Below are 15,967 nucleotides of genomic sequence, written 5' to 3'. Positions count from 1 at the left end.
TTTTCTTGATGAATCGTCCCCTCAAACAACGTCAAATACAGTTCGTTTGTGGTCTTTCAATAAACCAGTCATGTTTAAAAACACAACCAGGCTAAAAGCAAACTCATTCGGGTTTTATTCATTGAATGGTAATTCTGTTATTGATTTCAAGGAACATTCAACTAAAGAGGACGTGTGCTCGTTTCTATCAACTATTATAAACAGCAACATGGGAAAGAGAATAGTGATCATTCTTGACAATTTCAGGTCACATCGGGCAAAAGATACAGTGGATTTCTCATTGGAAAATAATATCGAGTTGGTCTATTTGCCTCCATATTCGCCTGACCTGAACCCAATCGAATTCATCTGGAAGAGTGTCAAAAGAATAATTTCCTGTAATTTTGTCAAAGATCTCGACCATATGAAAAAACTGATTGCTGAGACGTTTATTAGTTGTTCATCAAATCTTAGTTTTGCAAGAAAATGGATTGAGAAGTTTCTGGATAATAAGTTAGAAAAGTTAAGTAATTAACTATAAAGTATACTTTAAGTTAAGCATATAATAACCTGTATTTCTACTACAAAACATTACATAAATATTAAAAGTACATCTTTTTTACATAAACCTAATTATGTTAAGACTAACGATGAAATAATTAAAGCGTACTCAATATTCCGTCCAATGTTGAAATAACCGACAATATAAGACAGGTTCTATAGAAATCCTCTAAATTCAAACAATAATATAAGTCAATAAAACATTGGTATGTTGCTCAAGATAGTAATTATTTTTGCTGAATTTAGGCTATAGACAATGATTTCAATAGGTTTTCTACAGAGCCATAAGACAATCTATTTATACTGCAAATAAACAACTTAAAGTGAATTTGCCATATTCAACGCAAAAGAACTTGATTTTTATAGCATAGTGGATAATGCCATTTCACTTAGTGTAACTGAAATAGATTTAATTAGGGATTACGATAAAGAAACAAAAAATAAGTGGAAGAGATAAATTGAATCCTAATGCTAAACAACCTAAAGAGAAATATTATTGAACTTAAATCATGCAAAAATTAAAAATATCCTGCTCTCAAATAATAGGAACAGACTTATCACTTATTCATACAAAGTAATGGGGATTTAAATTGAAAATAGAGCAACATGGGAAATCTAGTGCATCACTGGTAATGCAAAAAAAATCATTTTTCATTGAAAATGACAAACATGTGAAAAAACAGAGAAAAATCGCAGATACATATGCCAAACAACCGCGTCGCATTAACTGTAAAAATTGTAATGGACTATTGAGTCAAGATTATGATTTTATAAAAGATATGATCGAATATAAAATATGCAATAATTGTTCACATTTGAATGGGGCCAATGAGGATACAAATGAATTTTGTGAAGCAATATATACTAAAGACAGTGGAGAAAGTTATGCTGAAAGTTATGAAGAAGAATCAATTGAAGATTATAACCGTAGAGTAAGTAGCATATATATACCTAAAGCTGATTTTTTAGTTACTGCTCTTATTAATAATGGAGAACATCCAGATAAGCTAAAATATTTGGATTTTGGAGCAGGCTCTGGTTATTTTACAGCAGCCCTTAAAAAAATAGGGTTAACTAATGTTTTTGGCTCTGAAGTATCAAAATGTCAAGTTGAATTTGGTAACAGAATGAATAATTCAAACACTTTATCAGTCCATGAAATTTCGAATACTAATAAAGTGTTGCAAAATACAGATGCAAATGTAGTATCAATGATTGGAGTATTAGAACATTTGCAGAATCCAAGAGAAGTAATGAATTATATTAAAAGCAATCCCAATGTATCATACTTATACATATCTGTACCACTTTTCAGTCTTTCTGTATATTTAGAAATGTCTTTTCCAAATGTATTTCATCGACAGTTACACGGCGGGCATACTCACTTATACACCGAAAACTCACTAAATTATATGTGTGATGAATTTGGATTTGATATTATTGCACAATGGTGGTTTGGTACCGATATCGTCGACCTATATAGAGACATAAGTATTATCGTGGAAAAAAATCATGCATCCAATAAATTAATAAATACCTTTAAAGAAATGATAATTCCGGTTATTGATTCAATGCAATTTGAATTAGACAAAAAGCATCTTTCTTCCGAAGTTCATCTGTTATTAAAAAAGAAATAGTGATAATTTCCATAAAAAACTCTTCGTATTCGAATTATTAGTAGAAATCTATGATAGCAACTGAATGATATTATATGTTGGAGGATTTTATAGATTTTGCTTTTAACTAACAGTGCAAAAACCTCCAACATGCTAAAAGATAAGCTGCTGATATAGAACAAATGTATAAAATTAAAACAGCTTCATGCTGTAGACCTGATGTTGAAATGCTTTTCTGCAACAATGCATTGGCAGAATACGTTATATATAATGTATAGAAGTTTCAAGATATATGTCAAGAATATCAAATTTGCTTCAACCTTGCTCTATAGATAAATGATTTGAAAAAAGCCATGTTAAAACATCCCCATATTGAATTCTACAAAACGAACCTGAAATCAGAACAAATACCACAACAAGGATATGACCTTACAAATTAATCCCATCCATGCAAGATGGTCTCAATATCCATATGCAACCCACCATCTTCAAAGATCCGGTGCCACATCTCTAAAGTGGCAAGATTCCAGGCAACCCTTGTTTGATAAGGATCTATGTTCTTAAGAGAGGCTACCGCTTTTATCAGGAACTCTTTCCTGAAATAACCCCTCTTCTCCAAAGAATGACTCAGAAGAAGAGGCTCAAACACATCCTTCAGTTCCTCAGCCCACCTGTCAGTTGGCACACCGAATCCTCTCTTCTTCCTTGCAACCGTTACCTCGGGAAGCAGACCTTTCATAGCCTTTTTGAACAGATATTTCTCTGTACTCCCGTTCAGTTTGAGTTTTGGATGAACCATAAATGAAAAATCGACCAACTTATAGTCAATTAGCGGAACTCTCGCCTCTATTCCCTGCGCCATGGTCATCCGGTCAACTTTTACCAGATAGCTGTCAGGAAGAATTGTCTTCACGTCCATCAAAAGCAGGTTATTGAGAACATCATGTTTCTGTTCCATGAACCTCCGGCTCACTTCCCTGCCCTGCTCAGGAGATTCTACATTCTTCAGGAAGTCATCAGAATAAACTTCATTTATATCCACGTGGCTTAGCGGGTAACAGGTCTTGTAAATGAATTCATTGCCCCCCTCAAGCAAATGTTCAACAAGCTCACCATTGTAATGGAAACGTGCTTTTGTAAGAGGGTCTTTTACGAATGCCGATGCAAGTTCCGATGCAGGAGGGATCAGCACCCTGGATACTGGAAGCATGACCTTGCGCAGAGGATTGGGGATCGAATTCTGAACCTTTTTCAATTTGCTGTAAATGTAGTGATTCGAATAACCTGCCCATATCTCATCATTGCCATCACCTGCCAGGACAACAGAAACTATTTTTTTTGCTTCCCCTGACATTACATAAACAGGTATTGTGGCCATATCAGCCATGGGCTCATCCAGATGCCAGATTATCTTGGGTAGTAGATTGACAGAATCCGGCTCAACAATGATTTCGTGATGGTCCGTTCCAAAATGCTCCGAAACGATTCTTGCATATTTCAGTTCACTCTCACCGTAATCACCAAAACCTACACTAAATGTCTTGGGAGCATCAACGAACTGAGACATCAGACCTACGACTGAGCTTGAATCCAATCCACCACTAAGATAAGCTCCAAGAGGAACATCACTCATAAGCTGCATTTCAACGGCTTCATCCAGAAGTTCACGAAGCCTTCTGGAATATTCCTCTTCATCCGTGGTAGCAGATTCATCGATCCGCACATCCCAATAACTCTTGATTTGCAGCTCCCCGCCCTGAAAAACCATATAGCTGCCCGGAGGAACTTTCTTTATATCTTGGAAGAGGGTCTGCAAGGAATTATTATAAACATACATGAAAAAATTATGGAGCGCATTTGGATCTACCCGCGGAGTATACTCCTCGTACTGAAGAATGGACTTTATCTCAGAAGCAAATAGCAAGACGCCATTCGTCAACAGATAATACAAAGGCTTTATTCCTAACCTGTCACGGGCAAGGAGAATCTTCTTCGAATTTGAGTCCCATATACAGAATGCAAAATCCCCTCTCAACCGGGATATGAATTCTTCACCATATTCTTCATACAGGTGAACTATGACCTCGGTATCTGTTGATGTGTAAAACTCATGACCCTTGGTCTCAAGCTCTGCCCTGAGGGGAAGATAATTATATATTTCGCCATTGAAAGTTATCCAGATGGACTCATCTTCATTGTGTATAGGCTGTTTACCGGATGACAGATCGATGATACTCAAACGGCGATGACCAAGCATCACAAACTCATCACTGTAAAATCCGTAGTCATCGGGCCCCCTGTGAACTAACTGATCTGACATCCTCCTAATCAGGGACATGTCATTAAGTCCAAAGACACCGCATATTCCACACATATTATTTCCTTTTTATCAATGCTTTTTGAACCACTCAACTGTCCTTGCAAGGCCCTCTGCCAGAACATATGTTGGCTTATAACCGAGAATGTCCCGTGCTCTTGTGATATCAGCAAGCGAATGTTTCACATCACCCGGCCTTTCAGCCGCATAGGCAGGCTCAATATCCGTGCCTATAATATCGTTCAATGCCATGACAAGTTCATTAAGGCTGATCCTGCTGCCACATGCAATATTGAATACCTTGCCCGGAGCATTTGCTGCTGTACAGGCAAGCAGATTTGCATCAACATTGTTCTGCACATAGGTAAAATCCCTGCTTTGCTCTCCATCACCGAAAATAACAGGCGACTCTCCGCTCAACATATTCTTAATAAATTTAGGAATCACTGCAGCATAATGGGAATTTGGATCCTGTCTCGGACCAAATACATTGAAATAACGAAGAGCTACAGTCTCAAGCCCGTAGATATCATAGAACACTTTACAGTATTGTTCTCCTGCAAGCTTGCTGATAGCGTATGGACTCAACGGGTCAGGCGACATTCCTTCATGTTTTGGAAGGGTTAAAGTATTGCCATAGGCAGAAGATGAAGCGGCATAGACCACTCGCTTTACTCCTGAATCCTTTGCAGCGACCAGCACATTCAGGGTACCATCTATATTGTTCTGATTGGTTGCTATCGGATCATCTATGGAGCGCGGAACCGATGGAAGAGCTGCCTGATGAAGGACATAGTCAACTCCTTTAAATTCGGTTCTCAGAAGACCAAGGTCCTGTATACTGCCATTCACAAGGCGGATATCATCTTTGAAAACACCTATGTTCTCCATTCTGCCAGTCAGGAAGTTATCTATAACAACTACCTCATTGCCATAGGATACCAGCCTTTCAACAATATTCGAACCTATGAATCCTGCCCCACCTGTTACGGCAACTTTTTTTCCCTTTAACATCAGTTCGTACCCCCGCCACCAATAGCCCGGTAAAGGAAGCCGGCCTTTGTTACATCCAGGGACTTATACTTCCTCGCCGCATCCACAAAAACAATACTTTTCCTGTCGCTTTCATGTGATAACAGATCAATTGTCTCAAATTCCCTATGGGCTACCATCAGGACCAGGCAGTCCGGATCAACTGAGAGATAGTCATGAACACTAATACATGGGCAACCAAAAACCTCGTTCAGCTCAACATTCGGCTCAACAATATACACGTTAGCTCCGCGTTTTTTCAGATCAGACACAAGGGTTTCACTGGGAGAATTCCTGAAGTCTGCCGTATTTGCCTTATAAGAAGCACCAAGAATTACTACATTTGAACCTTTCACAGGCTTTTCAACGTCATTAAGACCATCACTAACCATATCAAAAACATGATGTGGCATCTCATCATTAACCTTTCTTCCAGCAAGGATGACCTGGGCATGATATCCAAGTTCCTGAGCACGCTTGGTCAGGTAATAAGGATCGACAGGGAGGCAGTGACCACCAACACCCGGACCGGGCATGTATTTCACAAAATTCCACTTCGTAGAGGCAGCCTCTATGACATCGATAATGTCTATTCCCATCCTCTCAAATATGAGAGCCAGCTCATTCATCAAAGCGATATTAAGATCACGCTGGATATTCTCAATGACCTTAGCAGCTTCTGCTGTTTTTATGTCCTTTACACAGAATACATTCTCCCTGATGATATTCTGGTATAAACCACGGGTCACCTCACCCCACTGAGGATCAATACCTCCAACTATACGGGCTACATTCTCAAGGGTATGATTGGAATCTCCCGGATTATATCGCTCAGGGCAATAAGCAAGACCAAAATCCCTGCCTGCGACAAGCCCAGTGCTCTCAAGTATGGGTTTCAGTACTTCTTCAGTAGTGCCCGGATAAGTAGTGGATTCAAGGACTATAAGGTGATCTTTCCTGAGTGAACTGGCGATGCCTTCCGCCGCAGAAACGATATAACTGAGATCCGGTTCCTTTGCCTCGGTGACAGGGGTTGGCACTATGATCAAAACGATATCACATTTTGACACAGAATCTGCAATACTGGTACTGGCTACCAGGTTCTTGCTTTCGGAAAGTCTCTTTACCTGTTCGTCCAGACCCAGATCTTTTAGCGGAGATATACCCGAATTTATCTTTTCAACCTTTTTCTTATCGATATCAACGCCTATTACATTGAACCCTTTATCTGCAAAGAAAACAGATGTAGGCAATCCGACATAGCCAAGGCCTATCACACAGATCTTTGCACTTTTATCGATTATTTTTTCATTCAGCTGGATCATAGTAATCATTGCAACCAATAAATATATACACGAACTTATAATTGTTAACTCATCAGGGATTGATAAACCTTTTCGAGCTTGTCCATCAGTCGGTCATGGTCATACCTTTCAACAACATCTTTCCTTCCTTCAATTCCCATATTGTATCTTAAAGAATCATCAGATAACAAAAAGACTATTTTTTCCCTTAATTGTTCCGCATCCCCGGTCCTGACAACAAAACCTGTGACCCCATCCTTCACAACCTCAGGACAACCTCCAACATCAGATACCACTGCAGGAATTCCACATGACAAGGACTCCACAACAACATTAGGAAGACCTTCAGTATAACTGGGCAAAACAAGTATATCAGCAGCATTCATCCATTTAGGGATATCATTTCTGGGAATTTCACCGGCAAATAAACAGTTCTCATAAGTAGCCACTTGTTCTCCATCTTTCCTTCCAATAAATACGTAGAGGATATCAGGAGTCTGTTTTGCACATTCGTATGTCAGGTCTAATCCTTTTAATTTATGCAATCTGCCTACAAAAAGGACGATTTTTTTCTCCATGGGAAGATCAAGTTCATTTCTCATCTGTTCCCTGTCCATAGGGATAAAACTATGCGTGTCTATACCTGAACTGATGACCTCCACTTTGGAACTGTCAGCACCAAGACGATTTACAAGAATTCCTTTCATCTCTTCACTTACGGATATGACTTTATCAGCCCTGTTGGTGACGAATTTTACAAGGGAATAATTCATGCGGTTCTTCCATGGAAATATCCTTGCATCATCCCCATGAAAACGCACGATAAAAGGTTTTCTTTTGATCATTGCCGGGATAAGTGCGGAATGAGGCACGTAATGAGCATGTACGATGTCATACTTCGAGAACAGTAATTTGTATATGCTCAGGCTGAGGAACGAAAAATAACCAAGTGGGTTCTTTGTCCTTTTCACAACCTTGTCTACAACCACACCTCTTTTTTCCATACTTTTTACCTGATCCCTCACAAAAGTGCCAAAGCAAAAACCCTTTCGTGGATACATATTGGATATTAACAGAACTTTCAATATCTCCACTCTCACCGCTCTAGGAAGGTTTCCGACCACATCTCAAACACAAGCAAAGCATACAGCTTGTGATTATAGAGCAATTCAGACCGGTTATGTTTTTTCATGATATCCTGTATGACCTCCGGTTTGAAATATCCCTCGCGGACTATTACAGAGTCATCCATTGCCTGTTCTGCCATTTCCATCAACTCCCCTTTAAACCATGTACCAATGGGTATACGGAATGGACGTTTCTTTCTCTGCTGAGTTGCCTTGGGGAGAATATCCTTACCTACCTTTTTAAGGATGTATTTTTCAGTCATACCTTTTAGTTTCAGGCTATCAGGAATACTACAAGCAAATTCTACAACGTTGTGGTCAATTATAGGAACCCTTGCTTCTATACCACTTGACATTGTCAGTTTATCCGTCTCAAGCAGTATATGATCCACAAGATAGGAACGTGTATCAGCATACATCATCCTTGAAAGCAGGCTCTCCTGCCGGTTACCAAACTTTTCAGTTGCGTTATTGAACAGTATATCTGTGGCTTTATTAAACGAGTCATGAGATATTCTGCTATCCAATTCCCCGGTATAAAGAGAATGTTTGTCCTCTTCACTAAACACAGATTTGGAAAAAAGGAAACCATGTTCTGTGATCTCATGAGAAGCGCTCTTCATACCAACATAGAATTTACTTGGAAGATGAGGGCTTATTGAATCAACGATTGGAGCAACCAGACCCTTGCGGACAAAACCCGGTACAAGCCTGTGATAACGATTATTCAGCATTCCTACTTTATAACTTATATAGCCGCCAAATATCTCATCTCCGCCGGCACCGTTGAGCACTACAGTCACATGCTTTTTGGCCATTTTTGACAGAAGGAACACAGCAAGAGCAGATGGGTCTGCCACAGGTTCATCATTGTGCCATATAACATCTTTCAAATATTTTGCATACGCGCCTTGCTCCACAACGATCTCATGATGATTGGTACCAAAATAATCCGCAGCTTCCTGTGCCTGGCTGAGTTCCCCAATCTGACCTTCTGACCCAAAGCCGACCGAAAATGTCTCAATGGGCTCATCGACCATTTTACTCATCATTCCCGTAATTATGCCTGAATCGATACCTCCTGACAGGTAAACACCTAACGGTACTTCACTCATCAACCGGATTCTCACAGATTCTTCAAGCAGACCCCTTAATTTATTAACGTAATAATCCTCCGTAAATTCGTTATTTCCGTGTGCAGGGACATCCCAGTACTGGCTTATGAAAATGCTCCCGCCAGAATAGGTCAGTGTATGGCCGGGCATCAACTTATGAACACCCTGAAACATCGTTTCATCAGCAAGATTATGTCTGAAAGTAAGATAATCATGCAAAGCTGCCACATTGACAGAGGGTCTTATATCCTCACATTGAAGCAACGCTTTTATCTCTGAGGCAAAAAGTAGCTTGTTCCCTGTCAGGCTGTAATAGAGAGGTTTAATCCCAAGACGGTCCCTTGCCAGAAGCAGTCTTTTTTTAGTCATGTCCCACAAAGCAAACGCGAACATTCCCCTCAGATGATGGACAAGTTTGTCACCATATTCCTCATAAAGATGCACAAGAACTTCTGTATCAGATGACGTGTAGAACCGATGACCCTTTGATACAAGGTCAGCTTTCAACTGAAGAAAATTATATATCTCACCATTGTAAATGACCCACACCGTCTCGTCTTCATTATGAACAGGCTGGTGGCCACCTTCCAGATCAATTATACTTAATCTCCTGTGGCCAAGCCCAATACCCGAGTCCAGAAACATGCCATTGTCATCCGGACCACGATGATGAATCACTGAACACATATCTTTCAGCAGCTTTTCATCTTCAAAACCGGCAAATCCGCATATTCCGCACAATCTGTGTTACACTCCATTTATAGATAGATATCAAATCAAATTCGGGGCTTAAATCTATTTGTATAATAATGTGATGTTATTTTAACAATACCTATATTTATTATATAGTATTTATTATTAGCAACGTAATCCACCATAAGGTATTTTATATCTATGTCAAAAATTATGTTTAGTTGTGAGGGGAATGCATGAAAGATAAAAAAACAAAAGCAAGTCCGTTGAAAAATAGTTTACCCTACATAGCCGGGGTGATATTATCTTTATTAGTGTCGTTCTATATCAGAACCGGTTCAAAAGCAAGCGTTATCCTGTCAGAGAACTTTGTGAGATTCGGAGGTAACGACCCATGGTATCATATGAGAGTTGTGAGTACGATACTGCACAATTACCCCCATAATCTCTGGTTTGAGGCCTATACCCTGTTCCCAACCGGACAAAGAATGGTCTTTGCCCCATTGTTTGACTGGGTACTTGCAAGCCTGATATATGTGTTAACGCTTGGAAACCCTTCCACACATCAGATGGAAGTTATCGGAGCATATTTCCCGGCACTTCTTGGAACTCTTGTGGTCATCCCTACCTACTATGTTGGAAAATGGATATTCAACCGGAACGTAGGTTTACTTTCCGCATTCCTGATAGCAATACTCCCAGGCGCCTTCCTGCACAGGTCACTTTTAGGTTTCACAGACCATCACGTAGCTGAAACCCTCATGAGTACCGTTACCGCAATGTTCCTGATAATGTCATTGAAGACTATGAGAGAACATCCGGTGAATTTCGATGATATACTTGCAAAGGACTTCAGTAAACTGAAGCCTTCCATGAAATATATTGTTCTTACAGGAATATCAATGGGACTGTATGCACTCGCGTGGAAAGGAGCACTTTTTTTTGCACTTATCATTGGTGTTTACATAACGATACAGCATATCATAGATCATTTGAGAAATGAAAATCCGGAGTATCTCGCGATTATTGGAGCCATTTCCTTCTTCATTGCATTTGCTATAATCGCTCCAATGCCAGACCTCGGATCCTCGAAATCCCAGTATATGCTGGGCCTTCCTGCAGGAATAATTGGATTTGTAGTATTCAGCCTGATATCACGCTTTATGAACCAGCGAAAGATGAACAGGAAATATTTTGCCTTAGCTCCCGTTGGATTGTTTATGACAGTTCTGATAATTTCAAAATTGTTTATTCCAACAGTATACGCAACTATCATCAGCGTATTCGGTTATTTCATGCGCTCCGGAGGCGGACTTACAATAGCAGAAGCATATCCTTTCTTTGTAGACAGGTCTACAGGCCTGTTCTCGTTATCTCCACTCTATGATAACTTTGGTATTGAAGGATACATTGCATTTCTTGCTATCCCTGTATTATTGTACCAGACATATCGTGAGCATAAGCAGGAAGAGATATGGCTTGTAGTATGGACAATGATGATGGTCTGGGCCTTATATCAGCAGAACCGTTTTGCATACTATTTTGCAGTGAATGCGGCACTTCTTTCCGCATACCTGGCTGTAAAAATACTGGAAGCTGTTGGCTGGAAAGAACTATATGAAAAATACCTGCTTTCAAAAGAAAAAGGTCGCCCATTTGAATCAAAAAACATTAAAGCAATCCACATTCTTACTATGTTGATACTATTCATTGTCCTCATATATCCTGTCGGACCCCTGCAGGAATCCACGTCGCAGAATACAGGAGTTGGAGGACCCGAAGCAGCATGGATAGAATCATTGACATGGTTACGTTATAACACACCAGATACAGGAGTTGATTTTTATGAGCTATATGAAACTCCTGCAGAAGGCGAAACATACCAATACCCTGATACAGCTTATGGCATCATGTCCTGGTGGGACTACGGGCACTGGATCACATACATCGGACACCGTATACCAAACGCGAATCCATTCCAGTCAGGAATTGGCGGCGGTGATGTACCAGGTGCAGCTTCGTATTTCACATCACAGTCTGAAGAGGAAGCGAACACTATTGCCGATGTTCTTGGAAGCCGATACATCATCAGTAACGGAAGAATGGCCTATACGATCTTCGGTGCGATGGCAGCATGGGACGGAGACGAAAGTGGTTACTATACCCAGGTTAACTCTGATCAAGGTCTTGTAAATGTACCAAGTATGAAGTACCTGAACAGTATGGAAATGAAATTACATCTGCTTGATGGAAGTGGACTGCGGCATTATAGGATGGTGCATGAATCCCAAGCTTATAATCCAAGTCATGAACCCTATGTAGATCTGGAATACTTCTACAAAAATATATATAATATGTGGACCGGGGAAAACATTCCTATTGAAAGTGCATCTGGGTTCGTCAAGATCTTTGAGTACGTCGATGGTGCCACAGTCACTGGAACAGCACCCGAAAATGAAACTGTGGCCATCAGCACCACCATAATGACCAACCAGATGAGAACATTCACATACACACAGTCCACAACTGCGGGATCGGATGGAGCGTATTCATTCACAGTACCTTATTCCACAGAAGGGACAATGGAAGGCGAAACACAATTCGATACAATGCCTGTCGGACCTTATGTAATAAGTTACAGAACTGTCACTGAACAGGTCAGCATCAGTGAAGCGGATATCCTGAATGGGAACATAATAGAAATATGAAAGCTTCTTTCCCATTCAATCTTTACTTTTTTTTCACTTATTCCCGACACTTACAAATAATATCATGCAGAAGCTAGCTTTAAGGTGATATATTGGGTAATATAATCAAGGGAAAAGCATGGAAATTCGGCAGTGACATCGATACTGATGTCATAATTCCCGGGAAGTACCTGCGCACAACAGACATGCAGGTTTTTGCAGATCATGTTCTGGAAGGGATTGACCCCGAGTTCCCAAAAAAGGTTCAAAAGGGAGATGTCATCGTTGCAAATGACAACTTTGGATGTGGTTCATCCAGGGAACAGGCAGCACTGGCACTCAAATATGCAGGTGTAGCATGTGTGGTGGCAAAATCATTTGGGAGGATATTCTTCAGGAATGCCATCAATGTAGGACTGCCACTGATGGAAGCAGACGTACAATGCAATGAAGGAGATGAAGTTGAAATAGACCTGCATCAGGGAACTGTAAAGGTGAGCGGTAAAGTATTCCAGGGAAACAAACTACCGGATTTCCTTCTTGAGATGTTGACAGATGGTGGACTTGTAGCCCACCGGAAAGCAATGAAAAATCAATCGTCAAATACACGAACATGATATTTCCTGATGAGTACAAATATGTGGGTCATAGCAGGGAAATTCCCCAAGGCAATGACAGGCGTATTTATTTCCTTACAAAATACCTGATAGTAGAGCATTGTGGTAGTGACAAACGTTACTCCCTTTATGAAGTAAAGAACCTGGGAGATGACCTGCTAAGAGACGTGGAATCTCTTACGAAAATAGCATCCTGTGAGGAGATAATCCGCTACGAGGAAGAACTGAACATCAAAGACAGAGCACTTCTTATAGATATCGCATCAAATATTTGTAGAGGAAAAATCAATACAGTCATATTCACAGGTATTGATAAACACCTGACATTTGTCCACAAACCTGACCCTGCGGCAATTATTGATATTGAAATAGTGGATGTAGTACCACCCGAACCTTCCTGGCTTGCAAGTGTTGTACACAGGCTGGAAAAAAGCGGGATATTCGGCGATCTTACAATAAAGTTCTCAGAAAACCTCACAGACCTTAGAAGATTTGAAAGTGAAAATACCATATTCCCATGTTCTTCTTCCGGTCTCAGGGGGAAATGCCTGGATTGTGATGTCATTGAAGAAGATGGAGAACTCCTGGTCGGGTGCGAGATATCAAGAACACTTTTTGAATCAAGATTTCCGGGACTTGAATATTCTTTTGTGAATATATGCCCATTCAAATCCGACGTGTTCAAGCCATCCAAACCTTTTATTACAAGATGTTGTCGCTCCGAAAAATCCGGCATCGTTACCATCAACGGCATTCGCGGAGCAGTAGTTCACTGGGGAGCATCTGAATTTGAGGTAACTAAAGCAGTATGGAATCTTGTTGAAGAGATGAGAAGGGAATAAACAGAGGAAAAATTATGAAGCTTGCTATGAAACTGGCAGTTGTTGAAGGTGACGGAGTTGGGAAAGAAGTTATTCCTGCGGCAATAGAGGTCCTTGACGCTCTGGGACTTGAAGTTGAAAAAGTGCCAGTGGAACTTGGATATGGGAAATGGGAAAGAACAGGCTCTGCAATAACCGACGAAGATATTGCTACGTTGAAAGAGTGTGATTGTATCCTTTTTGGTGCTGTGACAACACCACCTGATCCGAACTATAGGAGTGTGCTTCTCACCATCAGGAAAGAACTGGACATGTATGCAAACATCCGTCCAATACGTCCTTTACCCTCAGTAAAAGGTATTCTTGAACGCAAGGACTTCAATTTCATCATAGTAAGAGAGAATACCGAAGGCATGTACTCAGGTATCGAGGAAATAGGAACTGATATTTCTACTACTAAGCGGGTTATCACTAGGAAAGGATCTAAAAGGATTGCCGATTACGCATGCAAACTTGCAAAGAGCCGAACAAATAAACTGACAATTGTCCATAAATCTAATGTGATGAAATCTGACAAGCTTTTCCTTGATGTTTCCCGCCAGTCTGCCATAGATACAGGAGTTGTGTACCGGGATGAACTTGTAGACTCTTTTGCCTATAACCTGATCACATCTCCCTGGAACTATGACGTTATAGTCACCACCAACCTCTTTGGCGATATTCTGAGCGATATGTCAGGAGCACTGGTTGGGGGACTTGGCCTCCTACCCAGCGCTAACATCGGGGAGAAATATGCATTCTTTGAACCGGTACATGGAAGTGCTCCTGATATTGCCGGCAGGAACATAGCAAATCCTATTGCTGCGATATTAAGCCTGAAAATGCTCCTTGAATGGCATGGTGATATTGCAGAGGCCACCATTGTGGAAGAAGCTGTTGAATCGGCACTTAATTTAGGCATCTGCACCCCGGACCTTGGTGGCAAATACACTACATCACAAGTTGGCAACAGTATTGCAGAATACGTAAAAAAAAGAATTGAGGCTTAACCATTTGCCTCTAAAATTCTTCTTTTCCCTTAATCTCTTCTTAAAATACTTGTTTCTGTAAAAATTTGCATAAACATAACTTAAATCAAAATCTAACTTATATAGAAAGGATTATACCTAATTAAAGCTATTTTAGGTTTGCAAACATCAAAATAACTCGCAAAAAGGTATAATCCATGATTAAGATTATTGGCAAGGGATATAAGAAAGTATTGCTTCAAGTATGTGACTTTATAGGAAATTGTGAAGTAAAGACAATAAGTTTAAAAAGTGTCAACGGCATAAAAGAATACGAAAAATTATTTGGAAAAAAGATAGAGGCCAAAAAAGAAAATATAAAAGTCCGTATCATTCACATAACTCAGACAATGCTTAGCGATTTCTTTAACCTGTTTGAAAGAACCATATCCAAAGCCACAATATTAAGTTTGATAACACAGAACAATACAAAATTTAAAGTTATGTTCTCAACAAAAAATACACAACCTCAAAAAAAAAGAAAAAAGAGTGTCAGAAACGTTATTCATATTTTCCAGACATGCTTGAAGATTTCCTTGAAGACAAGAAGAGCATCTTAAAAAACAATATCCGACTCCCTTACAGGATTATTCCTAAGACCTCAGAAAGCAATGTTCGGATTAAAGATTGCATCAGACCTGATGAAGTAGTGGCCTTCAGCAATTACGAGAATTTCAAAGGATATCTTGATCATCTTTTTGTACTAAATCCGTCGATCGATATCTATTTCAATGAACTGCAGGATGAAATATCCTATAACCCATACTTAGAAGCATTAAGCCTGAGCAACATAATAAAGATGAGACTTTTTATTATTTTCTGTTCAAGCTTCGAATGTGGTCAAACCCTATTAAACCCCCTTCTCTCAAATGATTAGTCCTAGCAGTCTAATCATTTGAATGCACCTTTTTAAAAACGTAGGAATGAAGACGTTCATTTGTAGACAGTTGCCACTAATAAAAAAGCAAAATATGTTCTACTGAAATTTTAACTGTATTTCATTCGTGCAATTTCGAGTGGAAATTGACCTT

Annotated in this window: 13 protein-coding genes; 8 read left to right on the top strand and 5 right to left on the bottom strand. The window is 39.9% G+C overall.

The features are described from left to right. Positions 1–514 (top strand): IS630 family transposase (locus tag BB781_RS00415; RefSeq protein WP_129582589.1); only part of this gene is annotated, 514 nt, incomplete at its 5' end. 616 nt (positions 515–1,130) lie between these two features. After that, the gene (locus BB781_RS00410) at positions 1,131–2,177 is read left to right on the top strand and encodes a class I SAM-dependent methyltransferase (RefSeq protein WP_094226527.1); all 1,047 of its coding nucleotides are present in this window, start codon (positions 1,131–1,133) and stop codon (positions 2,175–2,177) included. A gap of 415 nt (positions 2,178–2,592) precedes the next feature. On the opposite strand, the gene asnB (BB781_RS00405) is transcribed toward BB781_RS00410, so the two are convergent. Genes asnB (BB781_RS00405) through asnB (BB781_RS00385) form a run of 5 tightly spaced genes read right to left on the bottom strand, consistent with a single transcriptional unit; the run spans position 2,593 to position 9,792 of the window. Continuing rightward, positions 2,593–4,530: an asparagine synthase (glutamine-hydrolyzing) gene (gene asnB / locus BB781_RS00405; RefSeq protein ID WP_094226526.1), complete on the bottom strand. Its 1,938-nt coding sequence runs from the start codon at positions 4,528–4,530 to the stop codon at positions 2,593–2,595. A gap of 15 nt (positions 4,531–4,545) precedes the next feature. After that, on the bottom strand, positions 4,546–5,487 hold the full coding sequence (locus BB781_RS00400; RefSeq protein WP_094226525.1) for an SDR family oxidoreductase: 942 nt from the start codon (positions 5,485–5,487) through the stop codon (positions 4,546–4,548). Further along, complete coding sequence (locus BB781_RS00395) at positions 5,487–6,839, bottom strand: nucleotide sugar dehydrogenase (RefSeq protein WP_207205221.1); 1,353 nt, start codon at positions 6,837–6,839, stop codon at positions 5,487–5,489. The genes BB781_RS00400 and BB781_RS00395 overlap by 1 nt, the downstream gene beginning before the upstream one ends. A 35-nt stretch (positions 6,840–6,874) precedes the next feature. Beyond that, positions 6,875–7,870, bottom strand: a complete 996-nt coding sequence (locus tag BB781_RS00390; protein ID WP_094226523.1) for a glycosyltransferase family 4 protein — start codon at positions 7,868–7,870, stop codon at positions 6,875–6,877. Positions 7,871–7,905: 35 nt separating this feature from the next. After that, entirely contained in the window at positions 7,906–9,792 is a 1,887-nt protein-coding gene (asnB, locus tag BB781_RS00385) for an asparagine synthase (glutamine-hydrolyzing) (RefSeq protein ID WP_094226522.1), read from the bottom strand. Between the two features lie 188 nt (positions 9,793–9,980). On the opposite strand from asnB (BB781_RS00385), the gene BB781_RS00380 reads away from it, so the two are divergent. The 6 genes from BB781_RS00380 to BB781_RS00355 all read left to right on the top strand — a co-directional run bounded on the left by BB781_RS00380 (position 9,981) and on the right by BB781_RS00355 (position 15,813). Further along, positions 9,981–12,452: an oligosaccharyl transferase, archaeosortase A system-associated gene (locus BB781_RS00380; RefSeq protein ID WP_094226521.1), complete on the top strand. Its 2,472-nt coding sequence runs from the start codon at positions 9,981–9,983 to the stop codon at positions 12,450–12,452. 89 nt (positions 12,453–12,541) lie between these two features. Then, complete coding sequence (locus BB781_RS00375) at positions 12,542–13,048, top strand: 3-isopropylmalate dehydratase small subunit (protein WP_242492482.1); 507 nt, start codon at positions 12,542–12,544, stop codon at positions 13,046–13,048. Further along, on the top strand, positions 13,045–13,890 hold the full coding sequence (locus BB781_RS00370) for a DUF7714 family protein (protein WP_094226519.1): 846 nt from the start codon (positions 13,045–13,047) through the stop codon (positions 13,888–13,890). Before BB781_RS00375 ends, BB781_RS00370 begins: the two co-directional genes overlap by 4 nt. A gap of 26 nt (positions 13,891–13,916) precedes the next feature. Beyond that, on the top strand, positions 13,917–14,918 hold the full coding sequence (locus tag BB781_RS00365) for an isocitrate/isopropylmalate family dehydrogenase (protein WP_094226529.1): 1,002 nt from the start codon (positions 13,917–13,919) through the stop codon (positions 14,916–14,918). A gap of 176 nt (positions 14,919–15,094) precedes the next feature. Continuing rightward, a complete protein-coding gene (locus BB781_RS00360; protein ID WP_094226518.1) occupies positions 15,095–15,496 on the top strand; it encodes a hypothetical protein in 402 nt (133 codons plus the stop codon). Beyond that, on the top strand, positions 15,457–15,813 hold the full coding sequence (locus tag BB781_RS00355) for a hypothetical protein (protein WP_094226517.1): 357 nt from the start codon (positions 15,457–15,459) through the stop codon (positions 15,811–15,813). Before BB781_RS00360 ends, BB781_RS00355 begins: the two co-directional genes overlap by 40 nt. The last annotated feature ends 154 nt before the right edge of the window (positions 15,814–15,967 follow it).

It is taken from the genome of Methanolobus psychrotolerans (assembly GCF_002243045.1).
Taxonomy (GTDB): Archaea; Halobacteriota; Methanosarcinia; order Methanosarcinales; family Methanosarcinaceae; genus Methanolobus; species Methanolobus psychrotolerans.
This window is presented reverse-complemented; position numbering and strand designations above follow the sequence as displayed.